Genomic DNA, 21,657 nt, shown 5'->3' on the forward strand with positions numbered 1-21,657 from the left:
TCCGCCGGTGCCAAACCGGCCGAAGGCGCCAGCCCCCTCGTCGCCGGATTGAGATAATCATAACGCGGCGGCGCGTCCGCGCGCGGCAACAGGTTGCCTGGAGGTGAGGCAGGATGATCGGGGGAATTCAAAGGGTCGTTACCGAAGAGTTCTTCCCAATATGCACGATCCGAATCATAAAGATTCCAGGCCTTGAAATAATCGCGGAGCCCGAACTCTCGATTGATCCTGTCGGCATATGCTTCAGGCTTATTCGGCTCGCCCCCATCTACAGTTTTGCGGAAGACCTTTCGTCCCGCCCATTGGGCAGCCCTCCTCTCAAGTTCTCGAGCAACTTCTTCCAGAATCAACTGCCACATGAGTGCTTTCAGCCTTGGCTCGAGGTCCGCCCGAATTGGTCCGAGTAAATTTGGCCCGCGCATGCGCGATTTCGGGAAGACGTCTTATCGTTCTCGAGTGTTTTCAGAATTTGCTCGCTTGGGAGAGGCTACCGACGGACGGAACGCAGAACCACCGCAAGACCGGCGCAACAGACTGCCAATCCGATCAATGCTGCGAACATCGTGCGATTTATCGCAACGAATGCCATCGCCGGCACTTCCACCGAGACCCTTATCGGCCACACGATTACATCAGCGCACGAAGAACAAGACCGCCGCTAAACAGAGAGCACAGATAATAAGCCCAATCCCGCCGGCAGCGCTCGCCCCCAGCTCTACTCTTCCGAGCCCGTCACGCCTGGCACCGAGCCAGCCGAACTCTCGTTGGTCGCTCGACATGCCGGGCGCCACGCTAATTCTTCCAAACGAAAGCAGTGGCAGGACAAACCGCGCCACGTTGTAACCAACGAGGTCGACAAAAAACAATACAAGCAGTTCAACAGCCGTCGCGACGATCCACATCAGACTCTCGCCATAGCAGCACTTTTTGCGCGGAGCACGCCATGATAGATATCATGCTGATCCGTGCCCTGGTAGGGCGGTTCTGAAGCACGGTACCGCGAGCGGCGACAGGAGTGGTCCGGCCGCTAGCGGTGAAGTGATTGAACGTATTCGAACAGACGTCGGACAAAGGCAGATCGAGCGCTCTGCCTCAGGGAGGATTGCTCGCTCGCCTCTCAGGTATTTTCGTCTTCGACTTCTTCGGGCTCGACGATGATCCGTTCGATGCGGTGCACAAGCTCTAGCGCCCCGTCACCGTTCTCGATCGCCTGCGGCGCTTTACCCCAGCCGCGATCGAGGATGGCGTTGGCAGCGGAAACGCGGGCAGCCGGGGTCGCGCTGGTCGATCGCATCACCCCGACCAAAGCGTTGAGTGCGCTTCGCGTATGGCTTCGGGCAAGCGAGCGTATCTGCGTAATCGTTTTCGCCACTCATTTCTCCTGCCAATCGGTCGGGAGGTATTCGCTCGGCGCCGTGTCGATGCAATTCGTCTCGGGATCGGGCAACGCGGAGCGAAATGCGATCGTGGGAAAGTCCGTCTGCTCCCGTTTGGGATGCGGGCGCGGAATGAACTGGATGATCTCGGCGCTCATGCTAGCTCCCACAACGCGACGGCAACCAGGCCCGCGAGCGCGAGCGATACCAGATAGGCGGTCATGCAAACCTCGTTGATCGGCCGTCAGCGCGCGATGCGGCATGGAATGAATGTGCGGCAGATCGCGCACGGGCGGCGATCTTTGGGGCGCGAACCTTATCCCTGACGAGTGGGGCCGCGGGCGGCGCCGGCTTGCGCCGCGCCGCAGGACCGGCGCGTTCGCGCGCACCGGCCAATTCGTTGCTCTTTTCAAAGGGTTCGGACGGCGGCACGCTTGCGACGCTCAGGCGACGGGCTGGGAGGATGTGGCGTCGTGACGGTGCGGCCGCCGTCCGATTGGTGAAACGGCAAAGAAAAAGCCCGCCGCGGATTGCTCCGCGCGGGCTCAACAATTTCTGATTTTCGGATTATGCCCCTGAGTTGCCCGACGTGTCAAACTCTTTTTTCGGGCTGAATGCGATCGGTAAAATGCGATGCGTCGGCTTCGACGGTGAGAAACCGACTTGAGCGAAAAGTTTGAGCATTGATCCGGAATCGCAGCGCAGGCCGCGCCAAGCGCCTATGCTCATTGCGATGATGTCAGTGTGCCGTTGAGTTGCCCGACGCGTCAAGCGGACAGCTCACAATATTTGGATCGACATCAATACAGTTTTGGCTTGCGTCGGTCGGACTGACCCGCGCCGCATTTGATTGCAAGGAGGAAGCGTCGATGTATTTCGTTGCTGCCGTGCTCGCGGTCCTGTCCGGCCTGTTCTACGCCGCGGGTCATCATCAGATCGGCTCTCTCGGCGCCACCATGTGCCAGTATGGCGGCATCTTCTGCGACAGCCCGGTGCTGGTTCTCGTCGGTGCAGGATTTGCAGCAGCGTGGGGCATGCTGGTCAGCATTCGCTGATCATCCCGCGATATTTCCGACGATGATTTTGTGCCGCCGATTTGCCCGACGAGTCAAATTCCTCCGCCCTGCGTCGGGATGTGATCCCACGAACGCCCGCATCTATTGCGGCGTGCTCGGGTTTGCCGGATGAGCGGGCTTTGGGCCGGGCGGATCAGGCTCGATCGGTGCCTTGGGCTCGGTCGGTATGACCTTTGCGCCAGCCGCGCGCGCCGCCTCGCCGGTCGTTGAGTAGTTGGCCGAAGCGGCCGGCTGCGCGTTCGGCTTGTTCCACGGACCGTGATCCACAATCAGCATGCCGAGCACGCCGAGGATCGCAACCACGGCCGCGACCAACAGCGGCGTGCCACCATGCCGATTTCGATGCTTGACCGAACCGCCATCCGCAATGCCATGCGCCTGCATTGTCATCATCGCCTCCTCCACGGAAACAAGCCGCGACCCACGCGTAAGTTTCCCGTTCCCCGATGTGAAAGCGAGGCATGTCGGTGGAACCAATCCGCCGCTGCGGAATTTCTGGGATATGTGGCCGCCACCGCCGTTCAAGACGTGCGGATAGCGTAGGCGTCGGTCACCTGACGTCGGTCACCTGGCCTTCAATAAATCGCGGCACGGCACATGAGCTCCGAAACACCCGAGTTCCCGCTTCAACCCACACTCGGTGAACGAGCGATCGACACCGCGACGGACGTCTCGCGTACGATCACGGAGGTGTCGGACGGACTTCGAGCCGCCGCCGATCGCCTCAGCGATGCCATCGCGACCTCGCGCCGACCGGGCGGAGCCCTGGCCACCGTGAGTGCGGTCACGCGCGAAGCGCCGCTCGCAAGCCTGTTCGTCGCGTTTCTGCTCGGCGTCGCCGTCGCGCGCCGGCGCTAAGGCGTCGATGGGCCCGCGAACGCCGTCCTAGAACTTGCCCTTCGTCGCGTCCTTGGTCGCCGACATCACGCTACCGCTGATCTGCCGCATGTGTTCGCCGGCATTGGTGAACTGGCTGCGCAGGAACTCCGACTGGATTCGCATCGCCTCCTGCAGATCCGTAGCGTGCACGAGCTTGCGCGCATGCTCGAACGCCGCCTTCATGTTCTGCTCGGTGAACGACAGCGCTTGTTTGGAGATCTCGGTACCGGCGCCCGGCATCGACGTCATCGACTTGCTCGCGGCATCAAAGAACAGGCTGAAGGCCTGTTCGGCCTGGTCGATGGTCTTTTCCGCGAGATCGCGCAACTCGGCGGGAACTTCAAGCTTCGGCTCAATCATGATCGCGCCCCCTGAAATAAGCGTCCGGCGACGTTAGCATAGATTGTGACGGCGTCAGCGCCGGATCGCGAGCTATGAAGACCCCACCCGCTCCGGCCAATTGAGGAAAAATTACCTAGCCGCGACCGACAGCCGATTCCAATCATGTCAGCACTGTGGCATAGTGATTCGGCTTCTTCGTCGGTCGCGTTCGCGTCTCTTGGGGAATAAGGGGATCCGATGCTGCGCGCCGTTCGTCCGACACCGACCTGCACCCGGTTCAAGACCAGCATAGAGATGCCGTGCATGAAGTGCGGCACGCAAATGCGGCTTGCCTTGATCGAGCCGCGCGACCAAGTCTACGACGTGCTGACCTATCAGTGCACGCCTTGCAATTCCGGTGAAAGCTTCCTGAACGCGCGCTAGGCTACGCGCCTGTTCAGTCCCTCAGCACGGCGGCCCCCGCCTCCGTCAGCCCGGGCTCGTCGTCATGCAGTTCGACGAGACCTAGCTCAGCGAGGATGTCCAGATCCTCCTCGCTGACCGGTGACAATTTGAGCCTGCCGGCCTGGATATCCCGCAAGGTCCAGCGCAAGCCGATCGCGCGCTCGAGTGAAAATTCCGCGAATGGATTATCTGCCATCCGCCTCGACTAGCGCGGCATTTGGATCAGACTTTGTCGTTGCCGCGGCGGCTTCATGCACACCACAGATAGATGGCCGCTGGCGCGATCGAGGCGCACAATGCCTCGACCGCGCCAACGCTTCATACACCGCTTGCAGCGGCTCAGTAGCGGTAGGGCTCGATATCGAGAAGCGGGAATGCGCTGAACACGCTCGGCGGGTTGGTCGGCATCGCCGGATGCAGGTAGGATTTGTCCAGTTCGGCAAAGCTGGTGACGCCGAGCAGACCGAGGCAGCGGATCACCTCGTCCTCCAGCAGTTCAAGCATCCGGACAATGCCGGCCTCGCCGGCCGCGGCGAGCGCCCAGCACTGCAGCCGGCCGATGCCGACAAGATCAGCGCCCGAAATGATAGCCTTCACAATGTCGGTGCCGCGGCAGAACGAGCCGTCGACCATGATCTTGGCACGGCCTGCGACCGCCTGAACGATCTCGGGCAGGACATGCATGGACCCACGGCCATGGTCGAGCTGTCGGCCGCCATGATTTGAGACGTAGATCCAGTCGACCCCATGGTCGAGGGCGATCTTAGCGTCTTCGGCGGTGGCGATCCCCTTGAGGATAAGTGGAATCTTGAACTTGTCCTTGATCAGCTTCACCGTCCGCCATTCCAGACCCTTCTGGAAATCGCCACCGGTGGCGCGGATGCGGCTCTCGCGGACATAGCGCTTGGCTATGTCGCGCTCGCGCCGGCTGTAATGGGCGGTGTCGACGGTGAGGCAGAACGCGACGTAACCGTTGTCGATGCTGCGACTGACCACATCCTCGACAAAGGCATCGTCGCCGCGCACATAGAGCTGGAAGATGCGAAGCGCACCCGGTGCCGCCCTGGCGGTGTTCTCCAGCCCGGGCTCGGACACCGAACTCAGCATGTGCGCCGCGCCGAACGTTCCCGCTCCACGCGCGACGGCCGCGCCCGCATCCGGATCGAAGATCTCGAGCGCGCCGACCGGGGCGATCATCACGGGAAGCCGGAGCTTGCGTCCGAATACCTCGGTAGAAGGATCGACGCTGATGACGTTGCGCAGGACGCGCGGCCGGAACGCGATCTCATCGAGCGCCATTCTGTTGCGGCGCATCGTGGTCTCGGTCTCCGAGGCGCCGACGATGTAGTCCCAGGCGTTCTGATTCAGCTTGGCGCGGGCCTTTCGCGCGAATTCGTGCAGGTTCTGGAATTCCTCGCCGCTGGCGCCGAGTTCGACATTGCGCGCCTGTCGAATGGGGGTCCCGTCATTCATGGTGCTTCTTCTCCCGATTTGGCCGGCACATTAGCCGCAGACAAACCGGAAAAGCTACCACCTTGAGCCGCGAATCCTGCCAGCGAAGGCCAGCTATTCGCTCGTGAGATAGATCGGCTTCCGACGCGAAGCGGTCCGCGTTCAGACGGCCTCGCCCGAGGCGAGCTAGCTGCCGGAAAACCGGTTTCGGTACTCGGTCGGCGATACGCCGAGGTGGCGCAGGAAGGCCCGCCGCATTCGCTCGTCATCGCCAAATCCCGCGCGCTTGGCGACCTCGACCACGCCGCCGATCTGGCGGCTTTCGAGCAGCAAGCGCGCCGTCTCCACGCGCAGCGCCTCGACGCCGCTTGCAGGCGTCATGCCGGTGCGGCTGACATAGGTCCGGGCAAAGGTGCGAGGCGTCATCCCCGCCTTTTCCGCGAGGGTCTCGACCTTGAGGTCGCTCGTGATGTTCTCGATGATCCAGGCGTGCAGCGCGCTGAAGCGTCCCTCGACGTCCGATGCCTGTGCGGCAAGGACGGTGGAGAACTGGCTCTGACCGCCCGGCCGTTTCAGAAACACCACAAGTCTGCGCGCAACATCGAGCGCGATAGTGTGGCCGAAATCCTCCTCGATCATGGCGAGTGCCAGATCGATGCCGGCGCTGACCCCGGCCGATGACCAGACCCGTCCGTCCTTGACGAAGATCGCGTTGGGCTCAACCCGGATATTGGGAAAGCTATCCTGCAGACGGGGACAATAACGCCAGTGCGTTGCTGCCCGCTTGCCGTCCAGAATCCCGGTCCAGGCCAGCGCAAATGCGCCAAGGCAAACCGACGCGATACGGCGCGCCTTGGGCAGCGCCTCCGCGATCCAGTTCATCAACTTCGCGTCGTTGCGGATCTTCCAGATGCCGGGTCCGCCGGGGATCACCAGCGTGTCGACCTCGGCGGGCGCAATACTGTCGATCGGCGCCGTGTCGATCATCATGCCGACATCGGTCGGCACCAACCCGCCGGAGGTCGACAGGTAGGACAGCGAGTAGTCCGGTCCCGGCAGCTCGATCGCTTCCAGTTCTGCAAACACCTGCGCCGGTCCCGAGATGTCGAGCAAGGTCACACCGGGAAAGGCAACGATCGCGACCCGCCGCGTCGCTTTCTTGTCGCGCGGCTCAGGCCGGGGCGCTTTGGCAGTTTTCGAGGGCATATTGTCCTTTAAGCCATTCGAGGCTGCCCTGTATAGCTCGCAATGGAATTCTGGAGCTCTGCCATGTCGCGAAATCTGGGCAGCGGATACGAGGCGATCAAATCGCCTTGGACGGATTACGCGATCTACAGTCTACCCGATGCCTCTCGGGTCGAAGCCTGCGACCGTCAGCCGCTGATGGACGCTATGAACGGCATCATTGCCGTCAACTGGCAGGCCACCGAGCCGCACTGGACAACAACCTCCTCGCCCTTCGACAAGAAGTATAGCCTGATCCTTGTCTACGATCGGTCCGGCCTCATTGCCTTCTCGGTCTACCGCATGCTGGAGATGTCGGCCGGACTTGGAATCTATCGCAGCGGCACGGAAGTGCTCCCGGCGCACCAGGGCCGCGGCTTCTACGGCTTCTTCACATCGGAAGTCCTGAAATGCTCCGGCGCTGCCGCGAGAGCCGAGGGCAACGTGCTCTACGGCTGGCGAACCCGCAACCCGATCGTCTGGGCAGCGAACGCTAAGATTTGCGAAAAAGTGACTCCATCCTTGCTCGACGATACGCAGGATCTCGCCCTGCAGGCGGCCTGTATCGAGATGTGCACCTCGCTCTATCCGGGCAAGCCGCTCGAACTGCCCGACATGATCATGCGTGGCGCTTACGGCCACATTAAGCACCATCGGCAGGCCTATCATGGCACCGCGTCGCTGGTCGATGCCGCGATGTCGCGGAAGATTCCGAATTCTGCGGATGCCCTTTTCTCGGTGGGTTACGCGAGGGTGTGATGTCGATGCTCGGACAACAAGCTGTTTATGCCCCGACGGCGCGCTTCACCGATCGCGCCTATCTCGCGTGGACGGCGGTGGCCATCGCCTACGCCATCGCCTTCCTGCAGCGCGTATCGCCGCAGTCGGTCAGCCTCAATTTCATGCACGACTTCAACACCGACGCGGCCGGTGTTGCGATGCTCGCCTCAAGCTACTTCTGGGGCTACACCTTGATGCAGATTCCGGCAGGCCTTCTGGTCGACCGTTACGGCGTCAAGCGCGTCGTCCTCGTCAGCATGATCGCCTCCTCGCTCGGCAGCGCCGCGTTCGCGCTGGCGCCGAACCTGCTCGACGTTTTTGTTGCGCGCCTGATCGTCGCCTGCGGTGATGCGCTGGTCTTTACCACACTCCTGAAGCTCGTGGCACAGAGCTTCGCGGATGAGCGATTCGGCATGATGTCGGGCATCTCGCAGGTCTCGGGCTATGTCGGTGGCGTCATCGCGACCACGCCGCTTGCAGCCGCGGTCTCAGGCTTTGGCTGGCGGGCCTGCTTCCTGTTCATCGCCTGCATTGGCCTCGCCAACCTCGCTTTCGCCAAGCTCGCCCTCAAGCCCGATCCGGCCTCGCACAGCAACAAGACGCTGAAGGGCGTGGTGATCGCCGCGCGGCAATCGCTGGCCCATGTCGCGAACTGGGGTTGCGCAATGACGTTTGCGTCGCATTTCGCGGTGGTGACGACGCTGTCGGGCGTCTGGGGCATTCCGATGGTCGCGCACTTCTTCCATATCTCCCCGACAGCCGCCGGCACGCCCCTGCTCGCCTTCATGATCGGCAATGCGCTCGGCTCGATCTTCCTGGGTCACGCCGCCGATCGCGCCGCGGCGGCGCTCGATCGCGCGCTGATCGGCATTTGCGTGCTGCGCATGCTGCTGATCGCGATGCTGCTGCCTCCGATCGCCCAGACATTTGGACTCGCCTACGTCACCGTCATATTCACTGCCTTGGGGCTCGTCGCCGGCGGCACCGTTCCGCTGGTGCTGAAATGCGTCAAGAAGCTCTACACCGCCGATCTGATCGGTGTGGGCGCATCCGTGAACACCACTGCCGCCGGAATTTTCGCCGGCATCTCGCAGCCCATCATCGGCTTCGCGATGCTCGCCGCCAGCAACGCCTCGGGGACCGACGCCGTACACAACACGGCCGCGATCGGCGACGGCGGCTACAGCGCCTTGATTGTCATTCTGCTTCTCATGTCGCTGCCCGGCATTGCCGGGCCGCTCTTGATGAGAAGCAAGTTGATAGCTCGTTAGCGTGGTTATGAGTGTAGGGGGTGTTATGGAGCGCTTGTTCTTGAGAAAAGGCGAAGTCGCGTCAAACTTTCCGGTCAGCAGCTGGCAGAGCGTGATGTTCTCCGAGTTTGAAGCGCAGATGAGCAGCGAGGCAAGGCCGTTCCCTTGCGTGTTCGGCGTGACCGGACATCGCCAGGACCAGCTCCGCTACCTTTTCCTCGATCCGTATGATGTGGCAGTGCTGGGCGAGCAACTCGGGCAATATGTCTCGCAGGCGCGCTCGTTCGGTCCCAACACCTCGTTGATCGTGTTCACGCGGCCCCGCCCGGTGCAGACGCTCGATGCCTATTATCGCAAGATGTGGCTGACGCTCGACCAGCTCGCACGGCTAGACAAGAACCCGTGGCCATCAGAGATTCCGGAACAGATCGACCATCCGATGTGGGAGTTCTCGTTTGCGGGCGAGCCAATCTTCGTGGTCTGCACGACGCCCGCGCATGTGATGCGGCAAAGCCGCCGGTCCAGCGCGTTCATGCTCACGTTCCAGCCGCGCTGGGTGTTCGAGAAGATCCTCGGGACGGAGAAGGCTGCGAACGCCGCGTTCGCGGAGGTGCGCAAGCGCCTGATCCCGTACGACAGCGCGAGCCCCTCTCCGCTTCTTGGCCGCTACGGCGCAACCGACGGCCGCGAGTATCTGCAGTACTTCCTGCACGACGACAACAATGCGAGCTCGGGCTGCCCCTTCGCCAAGCTCGCGCAAAACAAGACGCCACCGATCGCGAACAAGGAGCAGGCAGCATGACCCAGATCATCGCAGGCACGAAGACTGAATTTGCCATCGACCCTGAGATCCTGAACCTGCTCCCGGCCCAGGGCTCGGTCGAACTGCAGCATGATGCGGCCGGCAAGGTGCATCAATTCCATACTCATCCGGTCGACGAGATCCTGATGATCATCAGCGGCCGGCTGCACTTCATCTGGGATGGTGGCGAGCGGGTGGTCGGCGCCGGCGATACCATCCTGCTGCCGGCCGGTACCCGGCATCAATCCGAAGCGCTCGAGGGCGGCGCAATCTACGTGATCGCGACGCAAACACCCGCCAAGCCGATGAGCAACTGACGCACAGGAAGGATTTGCGAGCACCTCAGGACAGTGAGGGATCGCGCGGCGGCTCAACCGCCAAACGTTCGACCAGCTCGATGACCTCGGAACGCTGGTCGGGCGCAAGTCGAAGGAAAGCCTTCAACAGTCGCAGGCTTTCCAGTGTTTCGCTCGATGGAGCTCCGAGCTTCTTCTGCAGCTCTGCAACGTATGTGGGATTTTTCATCTCGCACCTTAAGTGAGGATTACGAATGGCATACCCAGGTAAGCGTGAAGGCTTGGCCCAGAAGGTCGACACCGCAGCACAAGAGGCCGAACGCCTCGGCCTCACCACGGCAACCCTCATCCTCCGGATGGCACGCCTCGAGATTGATCGGGCGGAGCCCGAGGAAGTTGAAAGTATGCCAAGGAACAACTTGCGCAGCAAGCCGAACTGAGTTCCCGAAACGGACCAGCTCCAAGGCCGCCGGCGACGCGCCGGGGCCCGCGACGCCTGAAAGACATCTCGCCAGGCGAGAGGCTTTCCTCTCGCCTGCTATCAGGTTGTTTTGCGAATAGTTGATCTTTTGTGCAGGTTGAGCACGCTGGAGCGTTTTCGAGCGAAGCGGATACCGGTTCGCGTCAAGGAAACGCGTCTAAACTAGAATCCAGAGCCCCGTTCCGATTCCATCGGCAAAAAAAAGGCTCTAGCCGGTGTTGCCTGCCTTGCCAAACGCGCCGGCTTCGGCCAGCGCGGCGATGCGCCGGTCGTCGTAGCCAAGCGTCTTGCTCAACACGTCCTTCGTATGTTGACCGAGCAGCGGAGCCGCAACGGGATCAACGCTCGGCGTCAGGCTCATATTGACCGGCGACTCGATGTTCGGAACCGTGCCGGCGGTTGGATGCGTAATCCTGCTCAGGCGATGCCGGTCGCGCACCTCGGGCGCGTTGAACCCCTCCTCGACCGTCCGCAGATAGCCAACCGGAATGTTGGCCTTCTTCATCTTCGCCATCCAGTTCTCGAGCGTGTCGCCCGCAAACACGCTGGCAATGATCGCGCGCAGCTTCTCCTTGTTGGCCGTGCGCGCCTTGCGGTGAGCAAACTCGGGGTCGGTGACGAGATCCGGGCGTTCCAGCACGTCGGTGACGAGCCGGCGATACAGGCGGTCATTGGCGCAGGCCATGTAGAGCGGACCATCTGAGGCCCGGTAGACGCCGACGGTCGGCGAACCATTCGGAGAGTTGCCGAAACGGCCGGGATTGTTGCCATTGATAAGATAGGCCATGCCGTAGAAGCCGGTCATTGACACCGCGGTGTCGATCAATGCGACCTCGACCTGCTGACCGCGACCGAGCCGATCGCGCGCAATCAGCGCCAGCAGGATGGCGTTGCAGGCCGACATGCCCGTTGCCATGTCGACGATCGGCGGCCCGGTGCGCACCGGCTCGCCATCCGGAAAGCCGTTGAGCGACATGAAGCCGCTTTCGGCCTGCGTGATCGGGTCGAAGCCCGGGCGCAGCGCGAAATCGCCTTCGCGGCCGTAGGCGGAGATCGAGCAATAAATCAGCCGCGGGTTGGTCGGGGCCACCGACGCATAATCGAGACCGAATTTCCTCATCACGCCGCCGGAGAAATTCTCCACCACGACGTCGGCCTTGGCGATCAACGCGCGCGCGACCTCGAGCGCGGCCGGATTGTTGAAATCGAGCGCAATACCGCGCTTGTTGCGGTTGAGGCTCAGATACGCTGCGCTCTCCCCGCCGATTTCAGCATGCTCATACGCGCGCGTGTCATCGCCGCCGTCCGGATTCTCGATCTTGATGACTTCGGCGCCGAAGTCGGCCAGCGTTTGCGTGCAGGCCGGGCCGGCCACGACGCGGGTGAAGTCGACGACCAGCAGGCCGTCGAGCGCCGTCGGAACTCCCTCCCCGCGCGGCGCGCGCCCCGGCAATTCTGGTCTGGTCATGATCTGACGCTTCCTCTGTTATTTTGTCAGGCGAAATACGACGGTCCCTGCCAAGACCGGCACCGCTCGCCTTTTAGCGGAAGCTCGTCAGCAAAACCAAACCCGGATTTTGCAAGCGGGACCTTCGTCCGACATGGCTGTCGATGGCCCAAAGACGACCCGGCGGCCGCCGACATTGTCGGACGCCTCGCATACGAAGCAAGCCTGCCGGATGCCGAATTGTGGGGCGCGGAGCCCATACGCAGGCGGGTGGCGGCACGCCGCCGCCACCCGCTTTCGTGATGGGGAGCGTTCGAGCTATTCGGCGATCATTTCGCCGGAGCCGCCGAACTCAGCCGGAAAATCCTTCAACTTCGGTAGGCCGTCGCGTATCTGCAGCACTGCCTCGGAATAGTTGACGTGAACCCCTGGGCTGAATTTCAGCGTCGGAATCGTTGCAGTGAACACGTCGACGAGCCCGAGCGTCGGGTGGTTGGTCATCAGGTGACCGCCGCACTTTGTGCAATATTTGCGCTGGCTCATCGCGGTCTTCTCGAATGTCGCGATGTGGTCGGCGCCCTTGGTGACCTCGACCGCCTCGGGCTTCCAGAGGCTGAACGCATTCACCGGACCGCCGGACCAGGAACGGCATGAACGGCAGTGGCAATAGCCCATTGCCTCAGGCTCTCCGCTGACCTTGAGTTCGACGGCGCCACAAAAGCAGTTTCCAGTGTGATTCATCGGTCGTTTCTCCCTTGGGTTATTTTGATTGGGCTCCGCGTCGGCATCGATCCACGTTGCTCGTGGTGTTCGTGATGCAGAGAAGATGTCGACAGGTGCGTAGCCGCGGCGAACTCCCTTGCGTGGACGTACCAGACCCTTCCTTGCGCGAGAGGCCTCGAATGCAGGCAGGTCGTCGACGCGACGGAAGTTACATGAGAGTCCTCGCCGCTGTCGACCATCTTCACAGCCTTGGCCGGGCCCAATCCCGACCGCACACAAGGAAGGAGTTCAGTGTGAGGCAAGGCACAGTCATGCGATGATGGCTGCCGTGCCGGATTTCCTGCGCGACAAACCGCGTCAGATCAGCGACGGTCCTTCACCGGAACCCTGCCTGCCGTCGCAAGCCCGTACATCAGTGCCAGCCGATCCAGGCATTCCTTGAGACGCCGCGCAAAATAGTCCTGCCAGCGCTGCGTGCGCAGCCCGCGCCGCTGTCCAACCTGCTGCATGGTCATGCCGAGGATCAGGACATCGTGCACCAGCGCCGAACCGTCGGCGCCGAGCTCATGCTCGGCGCGATTCAGGCGCAGCGTCGCCTGGCGCTGCCCCTCGGTGATCGGCTCGCGTCGCAGGCCGCCATCGACGAATTCGCGTGTCGTATCCACCGCGCGCGGCCCGCGCTCGGCCTTTTCCCAGTCGTTTTGGAATGCCCGGCCACTCCGATATTGCGTATCGTCGATCTGGCGGTGCGCGTGCAACCGGCCGAGCGGATCGTTGCGGATCGAGCGAAAGGCAACGATCTTCTCGCCGGGCTCGAGCGCAAGGGGATTGTCGACGTCGACGGTCGCCACCTCGGCATTAAAGGGCAGATCCTGGGCACGTCGATCGTGCGCTCCGGCGGGATCGTACGGCTTCCGGCGCTTGGCTCGCGGCATTGGTAACCTCCAAAATGTCTGGTGATGGGCGCGCGGAGGCTTCCGCGCGATCGCGGTTGCGGACCGATATCCGTCGGTCAGGTGATGAATTGCCTCAACCGGCCCCGATGGCTTGAAGCCAGGCGGCGCTCAATACCGGCCTCGCCGTGGCCTCAGGATCGCGACTCAGGTGAAAATGCGGGGTGCAGTAGCTTGAGCCCGACCGGCACGGATGACCGCAGAAGGTCATCGTCTCGCCGTCGCTATCTCCGCCATAGGGATAGCGGCAGTCTCCGGGCTTGAGGTCGAGCAGCGAAAGATGCCGCGGCACGACCGCCGCGCAACGAAGCTGCGGCATCTCCACCGTTTCATTGAAGATCTTTGGCCCGCGAAGCAGATCCGGCGTCAGTTCAGTGTGCCCTTCACGCAGCCGCCCGATCCTTGGGAGCTCCGGCAGAGACGGTTTGGGCGGATCGAGGTGCCCCGGCAGGGACGGCTCGAGCCTTTCGAGGCCCGCCAACCCCATGCGCTGCGCTCGGCTGAGCGCCGCGTTGCGCGTATAGGCCGTATTGAAGGTAGCGTTGATCGTGTCAGCGATTTCCGAATAGGACAAGCCGCGGGCGCGGAGATCCTGCAGGGCTGCCGAATGCTCCGGCAGCCAGTTCATCATTTCCATTCCAAATTCCCGTTTCTGTCATTCCGCCGGCGCCTCGCATACCTTCCGATATTCCGAAGAAAAAAGTCAAGCTTGTTTCTGATAATCGTAACGGATATAGTGTCTCCGGGTTTGGGAAAGGATGAAACATGCTGGACGCGGCGCTGATCGAACGAGCACTGGAAAAGACTGGGAAGAGCAAAGGCGGGCTTGCCCGCGCGATGGGGGTTCGGGCCGGGGCGGTCTCCGAAATCCTGTCGGGAATAAGGTTGATCAAGGCATCCGAGATTGCCCCGATCATGGAGTATTTGGAGCTGAATTCGGTGCCGATCGTGGGCCGGGTCGGCGCCGGCGCCTCGATCCAACCGGAGCTTGAGCAGGTCCCGCCGGAGGGTCTCGGCGAAATCGAGCTTCCGTTCCCGATGACGGAGGAGACCGTCGCTTTCGAGGTCTCAGGCGATTCGATGCTGCCGAAATACGAGAACGGCGACGTCATCGTGGTGTATCGCGAGCAGCGCTATCCGCTGTCGAGCTTCTACGGAGAGGAAGCTGCGGTCCGGCTGAAGAGCGGCGAGCGGTATCTGAAGACGATCGAACGCGGCAGTTCGTCCGGCACCGTCAACCTCAAGAGCTTTAATGCCAAGCCGATCAACGGCGTAAAGCTCGAATGGATCGGCGAAATCTGCGTCACCCTGCCTCGCGGCCAGATCGAAAGGCTGCGCGGCAAGTCGGCGGCGAAGGGTCGCAAATCTGCCCGGACGCAGGGCGGGCGATCGTCCGAGAAGTAACCGCGCTGCTTCAGGGACCGGCCGGACCGATTCGGACGCCTTCGGGACGAATCGGTCCGGCCATGCATGCCTGAATTTCGGTTTTCGACAATTCACCTTGACATACTTCCGATTATCGGAAATAATGCCCGGTGACAGTCAGAACATCGAACGATCAGACAATGCAGTACTTCGTCGTGATGATCGACTATGGCCGCCGTGGCCGCGAGGCGATCGTCGATCCCGAAATGACACGACGCGACGTCGTCTCACGAATCGCCTCGGGCGAATATACGAACATCAGCTTCATTCACGAGATTGCCGAGCGTTCGGTCGAGGATGTCACGGACGACCTGCTGGCCGAGGCCGCCCTGCCGGAGCTCCCCGTGACCGGCGCGAACCTGCAAGCCAATACGCTGGATCACGCCCGCGACCTGCGCAAACACGAGCCGGTCTGACACTGCTCACGGGGTGATTGCGAAAACGTGATCTTTCTTGAGCCGGCCACTTGGCCGGAACCCGAAACGGACTAGATAGGGTTCACGCAAAGTCTATTCGGACCAGGCGCGGGTTCCCTCTAGACTAGCGATTCGTTTCTCGGGCCGGCAAATTTCAGCTTCAGATGACTTCGACAACAAACGCCGAGATCGCGAAAGCCGATGGCGATCTCAGGATCGCGCTGCTGCTTGGGATCGCAAACTGGTTTCTGTTTCTGGACCATATTCCGCACAACGTCGTCGGCGCGCTGACCATGCGCAACTTCGGCTTCAGCGGCGCAACCGACCTTTTTGTATTCGTCGGCGGCTACGCCGTGACGCTCATCTACGCCAGGATGACGCTGGAACGCGGATTCCTGGTGGCCGCAACCCGCATCTTCAAGCGCGTATGGCAGCTCTATGCCGCCTATATCGTTCTGTTCGTGATCTATGTCGAGTTGATCAGCTATGTCGCTACCCGGACCGCGGCGCCGGAGATCATCAGCGAGTTCAACATCACCGGCTTCATCGATCACCCGATCCGGACGTTGATCTACGGCCTGTTCCTGCAGGCCAAGCCGCTCAATCTCGACGTGCTGCAACTCACCATTGCCTTGATGGCGTTCCAGCCCATCATCGTGTTCGGGCTGTTGTACGTGCCGAACGTGACGGTCGTCGCGTCCGTGACCCTCTACGCGGCCGGCCGGCTGCTCGACTGGAACCTGTCGTCATATCCGTATGGAGACTGGTACCTCAATCCGTTCTGCTGGCAATTGCTGTTCGTGATGGGCGGCTGGCTCGCGCTGATCGGCACGCGATATGCGCCCGCGATCCGCGCGATGCAGGCGGCTCCCGCGCTGCGCGCCATAGCGTTGCTGTATCTGCTGTTCGCCCTGACAATTGTCTCGATCAGCGATATCCCGGCACTCGCGCAAATGATGCCGAGTGGGCTGAGCGATGTGCTGCTGCCAAACGACCGGGAGGAGATCGCGCCTCATCGCATCCTGCACTTCCTGGTCCTGACATTCCTGTTCAGCTGGCTGGTGCCGCGCGATTGGGAATACCTGCGATCTCCCGCCTTGCAGCCGATCATCAAGTGCGGCGAGGAATGGCTGGCCGTGTTCTGTGCAGGCGTCTTCCTCTCATTCGCTGCGCACCTGATCTTGATTACGGGCCCATACTCACTGGCAAGGCAGGTCGCGGTCAGCATCGCCGGTATCGCGGCGATGACGGCCGTCGCCTACTACGTCTCGTGGTCGAAGCAGCAGGACGGCAAGTCGGCCGTCGCTCATTCCTGATTCCTGCGGTTTAGTCGATCGCCAGCGACCGCTGCAGCCGCGCCTCGCTATCGCGCAACATCGCGGTATCGAGCCCGCCTCCCCGACTATTTCCTGCGCGACGCCAGGATCTTCTCGGCGGCGCGCAGATGCGGCTTGTCCAGCATCTTGCCGTCCATCTTGGCGACTCCCGATGGATTATTGGCGAACGCGGCGATCACCCGCTCCGACCATGCGATTTCCTCATCCGTCGGCATGAAGGCCGCATTGACGACGTCGACATGCTTGGGGTGGATCACGGCCTTGGCGAGGAAGCCATCCTGGCGCGCGGCGACCGCCTCGGCCTTCAAAGCATCGAGATCGTTGATGTCGGTCGCGATGGTGTCGATCGCGACGACGCCGGCGGCGGCTGCGCCGATCAGGCAGAGATCGCGCGCCAGGATGAAGGGCGAGTGATAGCGGCCATCACTGCGGTTGCGCGTTGCCCCGAGCGAGGCCGCGAGATCCTCCGCGCCCCACATCATGCCCCACAGCCGCGGGCTCATGTTCTCGAAATCGAGGATTTTCAGCACCGCCCGCGCCGTCTCGGTCGCGACCGTCACGATCCGGGTGGTGCCCTGCGCGATGTCAGAGGCGGCCTCGAATGCGTCGAGATAGAGCGCGAGCCGGTTGACGTCGGCGGCACCGGCGCATTTCGGCAGCACGATTCCATCGGGTTTGCCGGGCATCACGGCGGCGAGATCGCCGAGCGTCAGATCGGTGTCGAGCGCGTTGACGCGGATATAAAGCTTCTGCTCCGGATTGCGCGCATCGAGCATCTGGCGCGTGATGCCCCGCGCAACCACCTTCTGGTCCGGCGCGATGGAATCCTCGAGGTCGAGGATCAGCGCATCGGCTGCGGTCTTCTTCGCGCTTTCATATTTCCGGGTGCTGTCGCCGGGAACGAACAGGAACGATCGCATCGCTTACGCCTTCGGCTTGCAGTGCATCAGGCCAGTGCGGCGGCAGCTCGCCACCACCTCGCCGCGCTGGTTGGTCATGGTGTGCTCGAACTCGACGATGCCCTGGGTCGGCCGCGACTTGCTGGCGCGCTTGCCGATGATCCTGGTGTGCGCCTTCAGCGTGTCGCCATGGAACACCGGCTTGGGGAACTTGACGTCGGTCATCCCGAGATTGCCGACGGTGGTTCCCAACGTCGTGTCGTACACGCTCATGCCGATCATGATGCTGAGTGTATAGAGGCTGTTGAACAGTCGCTGGCCGAACTCGGTCTTCTCGGAGAAATGCGCGTCGATATGCAACGGCTGCGGGTTCATGGTCAGGAGGCTGAACATGGTGTTGTCCATCTCGGTCACGGTTCGGCTGAATTCGTGATGGAATTCCTGTCCGATCTCGAACTCCTCGAAATACAATCCAGCCATTACCGTCCCTTGTAGTTGGGCGTCCGCTTCTCGACGAACGCATTGAGCCCTTCCTGGCAATCTTCCGTCGATGCGACCACAACAAAGCTTTCCGCCGTGTTTTCCACCGAGCGGCGGAAATCGGCATCGACCGCGCGCATGAAGGCGTCGCGGCCGATCTTCATCACGATTGGCGATTTCGCCGCCAGCTTGCGTGCGATCTCGCGAGCCCGCGCGAGCGCGGTGCCCTTCGGCACCACCTCGCTGAGCAGCCCCATGCGAAAGGCGGTCGCGGCATCGAAGGGCTCGCCAAGGAACAGCGGGCCGAATGCCTGGTGCTTTCCGACCAGCCGCGGCAACTGCACGAAATGGATCGCCGGGATCAGGCCGACATCGATCTCGGGATAGCCGAATGTCGAGCCGTCGCCCGCGACAATCATGTCGCAGGAGATCGCGATCGTCATGCCGCCGGCGCGCACCGCGCCATCGATCGCCGCAATGGTCGGCTTGCCCATGCGATACTGCGTATCGTTCAACGCGAAGTATAGCCGCTCGAGGAATGTCTTGGTCTCGATCGCGGGCTTGCCCCTGACGATGTCGAGATCGAGGCCGGCGCAAAACACCTTATGGGCGCTGCCGATGACGACGACGCGCGCTGCGTCGTCATCGCGCGCTTTCGCCAGCGCCGCCAGCAGCGCATCGATCAGGGGAATGCTGAGTGCGTTGACCGGCGCGCGATCCAGCACGATCTCCGCAATCTGGTCGGTGACCGAGTAACGAACGAGGTCGGTGCTCATGATGTGTTGCCTCCCGTTAGCTCTTTGGCCTGCCGCACGGCGCCCGACAGCAGCAGGCCGTCGATCTCGGCGGAACCGAAGCCGGCCTCCGTCAGCACGGCGCGGCTATCCTGCCCGACGTCAGGCGCGGGGCAAAGGTGATCCTCGGACAGGCCCGCGATCCCCGGCGTGCGTGGCGTGTAGACCGCGCCGACGCCGGGTGTGTCCTGGCGCACCGACGCCCTGGTCGCCTCGACATGAACGTTGCGCAGCCATTCGCCGGGATCGAGGATCCGCTCGGCGATGATATCGGCCGCATGCAGCCGCGTCAGCCAGGCGTCCGTCGCCTGGGTCAGGAACACCTCGCGCAATTGCGGGATCAGCGCGTCGGCCGCGTCGGCGCGGCGGGCGAAGTCGGCAAAACGCGGATCGCCGGCGAGGTCCTCACGGCCGATCGCACCGCACAGCCGCTTGTATTGCGGCTCGTTCACCAGGGTGACCATCATCCAGCCGTCCTGGGTCTGGTAGGTGCCGGCCGGAACGTTCAGCGCGCGCGGCGCGCCGCCCTCGAGGATGAACTCCGCCACCTTGTGGCCGAGCAGCGCCGACGTCGACTGGCAGAGATTAACGTCGATCCAGCGGCCGGTGCCGACGGTCGCGCGCGCGAACAGCGTCGTGGCGATGGCTTGGAACGCATAGACGCCGGTGACGACGTCGGAGATCGTGGTGCCGACCCGATGCGGCACGCCATCGGCGCCGACATTGACCGAGACCAGCCCCGAGAACGCCTGCGCCACCGAATCCGAGCCGGGCCGCTTGGCGTACGGGCCGCTCTGCCCGAAGCCGCTGACCGACAGGTAGACCAGGCCGGGATTGTCGCGCGACAGGCCTTGATAGCCGAGCCCGAGCCGCTCGGCGACACCCGGGCGAAATCCTTCGATGAGGACGTCGGCCTCGCGCGCCAGCCGCTGCGCGATGGCGATCCCGTCCTTGTGCTTCATGTCGAGGCACAGGCTGCGCTTGCCGCGGTTGTAGACCGCCGACAGCGTTGTGTGATTGCCGTAGGTCGTGCCGAGATAGCGCGACCAGTCGCCCTCCGGCGGCTCGACCTTGATGACGTCGGCGCCGTAGACACCGAGCAGCATCGCGCAATAGGGCGAGGCAATCCCCTGCCCGAAATCGAGTACCTTCAGCCCGCGATACGGCGCTTCATGCGTCGGCGTCAGCTTGCCCGCCATTTGTCCTCCCATCGCTGTCGAAGAGCCTTGTCCTTGGGGCATGATCCCGGCTCAACCGCTGCGCGCTTGTCGCGAGGGAAAACCGCTGCGCGCCTTTCCCGGATCATGCCCTACAGCGCCAGATAGCGCTGCCGGATGTTGTCGTTGGCCTTCAGCTCTTCGATGGAGGATGTGTAGACGATCTGTCCCTTGTCGATAACCGTCGCGTGGCTCGCAAGGCCAAGGCAAAAATGCATGTTCTGCTCGGCGATCAATACTGTGGCACCGGTGCCGCGGAGCTGCCGCAGCAGCTCGCCGATGCGCTGCACGATGATCGGCGCCAGCCCCTCGCTCGGCTCATCCAGCAGCAGCAGCACCGGATTGCCCATCAGCGTGCGGGCGATCGCCAGCATCTGCTGCTCGCCGCCGGACAGCCTTCCGGCGACCCGGTGTCGCAACGGCTCGAGCAGCGGGAACACGTCATAGACACGGCGGATCGACCACTCGTCCTCGCCATCGGGCCCCTTCTTCTGGCCGATGACGAGATTGTCCTCGACGGTATGCTCGGGAAAGATCTGGCGGTCTTCCGGCACGAAGCCGAGCCCGGCCCGCGCGATGTGATGCGGCCGCATTCCCGAGACCACCTGGCCGCGCAGGGTCACCCTGCCGCGGTGCGCCGGCGCCAGTCCCATGATGGCTTTCATGGTGGTCGACTTGCCGGCGCCGTTGCGGCCGAGCAGCGCCATGGTCTCGCCCTGCCGCACCGACAGGCCGACGCCGAACAGGATCTGGCTGGTACCGTAATAGACGTCGAGGTCCTCGACCTGCACCACCGGCTGCGCGCTCATGCCACCGCTCCCGCGTGGTCGTCGCTGCCGAGATAGGCCTCGATCACGGCATCGTTCCTGCGGATCGCGTCCGGCGTCCCGGTCGCCAGGATCCGGCCGTAGCACAGCACGACGATTTGGGGCGCAATCTTGAACACGATGTCCATGTCGTGCTCGATGAATACGACGGTGATCTTCTGCTTCTCCCAGAGCTCGCGCACCTTGTCGATCATGCGCCAGCGCTCCTCGGTACCCATGCCCGCGGTCGGCTCGTCGAGCAGCAGCACCTTGGGCTCGAGCACCAGCGCGAGCGCGATATCGAGCAGCTTCTGGTCGCCATGCGACAGCGTCGCCGCGGTCCGGTTGCGCTTGCCGGCGAGGCCGAGCAGCTCCATCGCATGCTCGGCGCGGTCGCGCGTCTCGGCCAGCGGAAACCGGCGATGCATCACGCCGGCGCGGCGCTGATCGGCACAGACTGCAGCGAGCATCGTCTCCTCCACCGTCAGCGACGGGAAGATGCTCGCGACCTGGAAGGCGCGGCCGATGCCATGGCGCACGATCTCCGGCGGGGCCTTGCCTGCCATATCGACGCCGTTGAGCAATATCTGCCCGGCATCAGGCTGCAGCGCGCCCGTGATCAGGTTGAAGAATGTGCTCTTGCCGGCGCCGTTGGGGCCGATCACGGCGGTGAGCGAACCGTCGGCGAAGTCGAGCGAGACGTTGTCGGTCGCCTTGACGCCGCCAAAGGATTTCGAGAGTCCGCGAATCTCCAGCAT

30 protein-coding genes are annotated in these 21,657 nt (G+C 62.8%); 11 read left to right on the plus strand and 19 right to left on the minus strand.

What is annotated here, in order from left to right; all coding sequences use genetic code 11:
- Positions 1–632 precede the first annotated feature (632 nt).
- The 3 genes from ACVI1L_RS41680 to ACVI1L_RS41690 form a co-directional block, all read right to left on the minus strand.
- The gene (locus tag ACVI1L_RS41680) at positions 633–902 is read right to left on the minus strand and encodes a hypothetical protein (protein ID WP_438073033.1); all 270 of its coding nucleotides are present in this window, start codon (positions 900–902) and stop codon (positions 633–635) included.
- Between the two features lie 215 nt (positions 903–1,117).
- Complete coding sequence (locus tag ACVI1L_RS41685; protein WP_304496278.1) at positions 1,118–1,372, minus strand: hypothetical protein; 255 nt, start codon at positions 1,370–1,372, stop codon at positions 1,118–1,120.
- Positions 1,373–1,534 (minus strand): hypothetical protein, encoded by a 162-nt coding sequence (locus tag ACVI1L_RS41690; RefSeq protein WP_156436535.1) that lies wholly within the window; start codon positions 1,532–1,534, stop codon positions 1,373–1,375.
- A 711-nt stretch (positions 1,535–2,245) separates the two neighbouring features.
- On the opposite strand from ACVI1L_RS41690, the gene ACVI1L_RS41695 reads away from it, so the two are divergent.
- The gene (locus ACVI1L_RS41695) at positions 2,246–2,431 is read left to right on the plus strand and encodes a hypothetical protein (RefSeq protein WP_057020637.1); all 186 of its coding nucleotides are present in this window, start codon (positions 2,246–2,248) and stop codon (positions 2,429–2,431) included.
- 102 nt (positions 2,432–2,533) lie between these two features.
- Here the strand turns inward: ACVI1L_RS41695 and ACVI1L_RS41700 are convergent, their stop codons facing one another.
- A complete protein-coding gene (locus ACVI1L_RS41700) occupies positions 2,534–2,836 on the minus strand; it encodes a hypothetical protein (RefSeq protein WP_229188859.1) in 303 nt (100 codons plus the stop codon).
- Positions 2,837–3,049: 213 nt separating this feature from the next.
- Here ACVI1L_RS41700 and ACVI1L_RS41705 point away from each other — a divergent pair, with 213 nt between their 5' ends.
- Complete coding sequence (locus ACVI1L_RS41705; RefSeq protein WP_050383887.1) at positions 3,050–3,310, plus strand: hypothetical protein; 261 nt, start codon at positions 3,050–3,052, stop codon at positions 3,308–3,310.
- A gap of 27 nt (positions 3,311–3,337) precedes the next feature.
- On the opposite strand, the gene ACVI1L_RS41710 is transcribed toward ACVI1L_RS41705, so the two are convergent.
- Positions 3,338–3,691 (minus strand): phasin, encoded by a 354-nt coding sequence (locus ACVI1L_RS41710; RefSeq protein WP_016847366.1) that lies wholly within the window; start codon positions 3,689–3,691, stop codon positions 3,338–3,340.
- Positions 3,692–3,910: 219 nt separating this feature from the next.
- Between ACVI1L_RS41710 and ACVI1L_RS41715 the strand changes: the two genes are divergently transcribed.
- Positions 3,911–4,096, plus strand: a complete 186-nt coding sequence (locus ACVI1L_RS41715; protein WP_018272817.1) for a hypothetical protein — start codon at positions 3,911–3,913, stop codon at positions 4,094–4,096.
- Positions 4,097–4,109: 13 nt separating this feature from the next.
- Here the strand turns inward: ACVI1L_RS41715 and ACVI1L_RS41720 are convergent, their stop codons facing one another.
- From ACVI1L_RS41720 to ACVI1L_RS41730, 3 genes are all read right to left on the minus strand, one after another.
- Positions 4,110–4,313, minus strand: coding sequence for a hypothetical protein (locus ACVI1L_RS41720; RefSeq protein ID WP_229188823.1), 204 nt, complete (start codon positions 4,311–4,313; stop codon positions 4,110–4,112).
- 143 nt (positions 4,314–4,456) lie between these two features.
- A complete protein-coding gene (locus ACVI1L_RS41725; RefSeq protein WP_456785466.1) occupies positions 4,457–5,590 on the minus strand; it encodes an alpha-hydroxy acid oxidase in 1,134 nt (377 codons plus the stop codon).
- A gap of 165 nt (positions 5,591–5,755) precedes the next feature.
- Positions 5,756–6,775, minus strand: a complete 1,020-nt coding sequence (locus tag ACVI1L_RS41730) for a GlxA family transcriptional regulator (RefSeq protein WP_456785467.1) — start codon at positions 6,773–6,775, stop codon at positions 5,756–5,758.
- Between the two features lie 42 nt (positions 6,776–6,817).
- Between ACVI1L_RS41730 and ACVI1L_RS41735 the strand changes: the two genes are divergently transcribed.
- The 4 genes from ACVI1L_RS41735 to ACVI1L_RS41750 are packed head-to-tail and all read left to right on the plus strand — an operon-like array spanning position 6,818 to position 9,942.
- Positions 6,818–7,552: a hypothetical protein gene (locus ACVI1L_RS41735; RefSeq protein ID WP_456785468.1), complete on the plus strand. Its 735-nt coding sequence runs from the start codon at positions 6,818–6,820 to the stop codon at positions 7,550–7,552.
- Positions 7,552–8,844 (plus strand): MFS transporter, encoded by a 1,293-nt coding sequence (locus ACVI1L_RS41740; protein ID WP_456785469.1) that lies wholly within the window; start codon positions 7,552–7,554, stop codon positions 8,842–8,844. The genes ACVI1L_RS41735 and ACVI1L_RS41740 overlap by 1 nt, the downstream gene beginning before the upstream one ends.
- A gap of 40 nt (positions 8,845–8,884) precedes the next feature.
- Entirely contained in the window at positions 8,885–9,625 is a 741-nt protein-coding gene (locus tag ACVI1L_RS41745) for a YqcI/YcgG family protein (RefSeq protein ID WP_229188818.1), read from the plus strand.
- Positions 9,622–9,942, plus strand: a complete 321-nt coding sequence (locus tag ACVI1L_RS41750) for a cupin domain-containing protein (RefSeq protein WP_057020532.1) — start codon at positions 9,622–9,624, stop codon at positions 9,940–9,942. Before ACVI1L_RS41745 ends, ACVI1L_RS41750 begins: the two co-directional genes overlap by 4 nt.
- A 25-nt stretch (positions 9,943–9,967) precedes the next feature.
- Here ACVI1L_RS41750 and ACVI1L_RS41755 read toward each other — a convergent pair whose 3' ends face one another.
- Entirely contained in the window at positions 9,968–10,150 is a 183-nt protein-coding gene (locus tag ACVI1L_RS41755) for a hypothetical protein (RefSeq protein WP_016847357.1), read from the minus strand.
- Positions 10,151–10,202: 52 nt separating this feature from the next.
- Between ACVI1L_RS41755 and ACVI1L_RS41760 the strand changes: the two genes are divergently transcribed.
- The gene (locus tag ACVI1L_RS41760; protein ID WP_225645895.1) at positions 10,203–10,361 is read left to right on the plus strand and encodes a hypothetical protein; all 159 of its coding nucleotides are present in this window, start codon (positions 10,203–10,205) and stop codon (positions 10,359–10,361) included.
- 249 nt (positions 10,362–10,610) lie between these two features.
- Here ACVI1L_RS41760 and ACVI1L_RS41765 read toward each other — a convergent pair whose 3' ends face one another.
- From ACVI1L_RS41765 to ACVI1L_RS41780, 4 genes are all read right to left on the minus strand, one after another.
- Positions 10,611–11,873, minus strand: a complete 1,263-nt coding sequence (locus ACVI1L_RS41765; RefSeq protein WP_456785679.1) for a CaiB/BaiF CoA transferase family protein — start codon at positions 11,871–11,873, stop codon at positions 10,611–10,613.
- Between the two features lie 294 nt (positions 11,874–12,167).
- Positions 12,168–12,590, minus strand: a complete 423-nt coding sequence (locus ACVI1L_RS41770; RefSeq protein WP_026193083.1) for a GFA family protein — start codon at positions 12,588–12,590, stop codon at positions 12,168–12,170.
- 344 nt (positions 12,591–12,934) lie between these two features.
- Positions 12,935–13,507 carry a DUF6456 domain-containing protein gene (locus tag ACVI1L_RS41775; protein WP_456785470.1) on the minus strand — a complete coding sequence of 191 codons (573 nt, stop codon included), beginning with the start codon at positions 13,505–13,507 and terminating at the stop codon, positions 12,935–12,937.
- A 94-nt stretch (positions 13,508–13,601) separates the two neighbouring features.
- The gene (locus ACVI1L_RS41780) at positions 13,602–14,162 is read right to left on the minus strand and encodes a GcrA family cell cycle regulator (RefSeq protein WP_456785471.1); all 561 of its coding nucleotides are present in this window, start codon (positions 14,160–14,162) and stop codon (positions 13,602–13,604) included.
- A 128-nt stretch (positions 14,163–14,290) separates the two neighbouring features.
- On the opposite strand from ACVI1L_RS41780, the gene ACVI1L_RS41785 reads away from it, so the two are divergent.
- From ACVI1L_RS41785 to ACVI1L_RS41795, 3 genes are all read left to right on the plus strand, one after another.
- Entirely contained in the window at positions 14,291–14,929 is a 639-nt protein-coding gene (locus ACVI1L_RS41785) for a LexA family transcriptional regulator (protein WP_016847350.1), read from the plus strand.
- Between the two features lie 161 nt (positions 14,930–15,090).
- Entirely contained in the window at positions 15,091–15,366 is a 276-nt protein-coding gene (locus ACVI1L_RS41790) for a hypothetical protein (protein WP_229188817.1), read from the plus strand.
- A 164-nt stretch (positions 15,367–15,530) separates the two neighbouring features.
- Positions 15,531–16,682 (plus strand): OpgC domain-containing protein, encoded by a 1,152-nt coding sequence (locus ACVI1L_RS41795; RefSeq protein ID WP_456785472.1) that lies wholly within the window; start codon positions 15,531–15,533, stop codon positions 16,680–16,682.
- 86 nt (positions 16,683–16,768) lie between these two features.
- On the opposite strand, the gene ACVI1L_RS41800 is transcribed toward ACVI1L_RS41795, so the two are convergent.
- The 6 genes from ACVI1L_RS41800 to ACVI1L_RS41825 all read right to left on the minus strand — a co-directional run bounded on the left by ACVI1L_RS41800 (position 16,769) and on the right by ACVI1L_RS41825 (position 21,657).
- Positions 16,769–17,623 (minus strand): HpcH/HpaI aldolase/citrate lyase family protein, encoded by an 855-nt coding sequence (locus ACVI1L_RS41800; protein WP_050383900.1) that lies wholly within the window; start codon positions 17,621–17,623, stop codon positions 16,769–16,771.
- A 3-nt stretch (positions 17,624–17,626) separates the two neighbouring features.
- Positions 17,627–18,082: a MaoC family dehydratase gene (locus tag ACVI1L_RS41805; protein WP_456785473.1), complete on the minus strand. Its 456-nt coding sequence runs from the start codon at positions 18,080–18,082 to the stop codon at positions 17,627–17,629.
- Positions 18,082–18,858 (minus strand): enoyl-CoA hydratase/isomerase family protein, encoded by a 777-nt coding sequence (locus tag ACVI1L_RS41810; protein ID WP_456785474.1) that lies wholly within the window; start codon positions 18,856–18,858, stop codon positions 18,082–18,084. Before ACVI1L_RS41810 ends, ACVI1L_RS41805 begins: the two co-directional genes overlap by 1 nt.
- The gene (locus ACVI1L_RS41815) at positions 18,855–20,075 is read right to left on the minus strand and encodes a CaiB/BaiF CoA transferase family protein (protein WP_456785475.1); all 1,221 of its coding nucleotides are present in this window, start codon (positions 20,073–20,075) and stop codon (positions 18,855–18,857) included. The genes ACVI1L_RS41810 and ACVI1L_RS41815 overlap by 4 nt, the downstream gene beginning before the upstream one ends.
- 110 nt (positions 20,076–20,185) lie before the next feature.
- A complete protein-coding gene (locus ACVI1L_RS41820; protein WP_456785476.1) occupies positions 20,186–20,902 on the minus strand; it encodes an ABC transporter ATP-binding protein in 717 nt (238 codons plus the stop codon).
- Positions 20,899–21,657 (minus strand): ABC transporter ATP-binding protein, encoded by a 759-nt coding sequence (locus ACVI1L_RS41825; protein ID WP_075968244.1) that lies wholly within the window; start codon positions 21,655–21,657, stop codon positions 20,899–20,901. The genes ACVI1L_RS41820 and ACVI1L_RS41825 overlap by 4 nt, the downstream gene beginning before the upstream one ends.

This window comes from Bradyrhizobium sp. USDA 4516 (genome assembly GCF_054055915.1).

What these genes read in the sequence shown, in the direction of transcription:
- ACVI1L_RS41730 (WP_456785467.1), bottom strand. Translation starts at nt 6,775, where the DNA reads ATGCCCTCGAAAACTGCCAAAGCGCCCCGGCCTGAGCCGCGCGACAAG.
- ACVI1L_RS41695 (WP_057020637.1), top strand. Translation starts at nt 2,246, where the DNA reads ATGTATTTCGTTGCTGCCGTGCTCGCGGTCCTGTCCGGCCTGTTCTAC.
- ACVI1L_RS41780 (WP_456785471.1), bottom strand. Translation starts at nt 14,162, where the DNA reads ATGGAAATGATGAACTGGCTGCCGGAGCATTCGGCAGCCCTGCAGGAT.
- ACVI1L_RS41795 (WP_456785472.1), top strand. Translation starts at nt 15,531, where the DNA reads ATGACTTCGACAACAAACGCCGAGATCGCGAAAGCCGATGGCGATCTC.
- ACVI1L_RS41820 (WP_456785476.1), bottom strand. Translation starts at nt 20,902, where the DNA reads ATGAGCGCGCAGCCGGTGGTGCAGGTCGAGGACCTCGACGTCTATTAC.
- ACVI1L_RS41690 (WP_156436535.1), bottom strand. Translation starts at nt 1,534, where the DNA reads ATGAGCGCCGAGATCATCCAGTTCATTCCGCGCCCGCATCCCAAACGG.
- ACVI1L_RS41825 (WP_075968244.1), bottom strand. Translation starts at nt 21,657, where the DNA reads ATGCTGGAGATTCGCGGACTCTCGAAATCCTTTGGCGGCGTCAAGGCG.
- ACVI1L_RS41810 (WP_456785474.1), bottom strand. Translation starts at nt 18,858, where the DNA reads ATGAGCACCGACCTCGTTCGTTACTCGGTCACCGACCAGATTGCGGAG.
- ACVI1L_RS41740 (WP_456785469.1), top strand. Translation starts at nt 7,552, where the DNA reads ATGTCGATGCTCGGACAACAAGCTGTTTATGCCCCGACGGCGCGCTTC.
- ACVI1L_RS41700 (WP_229188859.1), bottom strand. Translation starts at nt 2,836, where the DNA reads ATGCAGGCGCATGGCATTGCGGATGGCGGTTCGGTCAAGCATCGAAAT.
- ACVI1L_RS41815 (WP_456785475.1), bottom strand. Translation starts at nt 20,075, where the DNA reads ATGGCGGGCAAGCTGACGCCGACGCATGAAGCGCCGTATCGCGGGCTG.
- ACVI1L_RS41705 (WP_050383887.1), top strand. Translation starts at nt 3,050, where the DNA reads ATGAGCTCCGAAACACCCGAGTTCCCGCTTCAACCCACACTCGGTGAA.
- ACVI1L_RS41715 (WP_018272817.1), top strand. Translation starts at nt 3,911, where the DNA reads ATGCTGCGCGCCGTTCGTCCGACACCGACCTGCACCCGGTTCAAGACC.
- ACVI1L_RS41775 (WP_456785470.1), bottom strand. Translation starts at nt 13,507, where the DNA reads ATGCCGCGAGCCAAGCGCCGGAAGCCGTACGATCCCGCCGGAGCGCAC.
- ACVI1L_RS41800 (WP_050383900.1), bottom strand. Translation starts at nt 17,623, where the DNA reads ATGCGATCGTTCCTGTTCGTTCCCGGCGACAGCACCCGGAAATATGAA.
- ACVI1L_RS41725 (WP_456785466.1), bottom strand. Translation starts at nt 5,590, where the DNA reads ATGAATGACGGGACCCCCATTCGACAGGCGCGCAATGTCGAACTCGGC.
- ACVI1L_RS41805 (WP_456785473.1), bottom strand. Translation starts at nt 18,082, where the DNA reads ATGGCTGGATTGTATTTCGAGGAGTTCGAGATCGGACAGGAATTCCAT.
- ACVI1L_RS41720 (WP_229188823.1), bottom strand. Translation starts at nt 4,313, where the DNA reads ATGGCAGATAATCCATTCGCGGAATTTTCACTCGAGCGCGCGATCGGC.
- ACVI1L_RS41710 (WP_016847366.1), bottom strand. Translation starts at nt 3,691, where the DNA reads ATGATTGAGCCGAAGCTTGAAGTTCCCGCCGAGTTGCGCGATCTCGCG.
- ACVI1L_RS41680 (WP_438073033.1), bottom strand. Translation starts at nt 902, where the DNA reads ATGTGGATCGTCGCGACGGCTGTTGAACTGCTTGTATTGTTTTTTGTC.
- ACVI1L_RS41735 (WP_456785468.1), top strand. Translation starts at nt 6,818, where the DNA reads ATGGAATTCTGGAGCTCTGCCATGTCGCGAAATCTGGGCAGCGGATAC.
- ACVI1L_RS41750 (WP_057020532.1), top strand. Translation starts at nt 9,622, where the DNA reads ATGACCCAGATCATCGCAGGCACGAAGACTGAATTTGCCATCGACCCT.
- ACVI1L_RS41790 (WP_229188817.1), top strand. Translation starts at nt 15,091, where the DNA reads ATGCAGTACTTCGTCGTGATGATCGACTATGGCCGCCGTGGCCGCGAG.
- ACVI1L_RS41770 (WP_026193083.1), bottom strand. Translation starts at nt 12,590, where the DNA reads ATGAATCACACTGGAAACTGCTTTTGTGGCGCCGTCGAACTCAAGGTC.
- ACVI1L_RS41785 (WP_016847350.1), top strand. Translation starts at nt 14,291, where the DNA reads ATGCTGGACGCGGCGCTGATCGAACGAGCACTGGAAAAGACTGGGAAG.
- ACVI1L_RS41755 (WP_016847357.1), bottom strand. Translation starts at nt 10,150, where the DNA reads ATGAAAAATCCCACATACGTTGCAGAGCTGCAGAAGAAGCTCGGAGCT.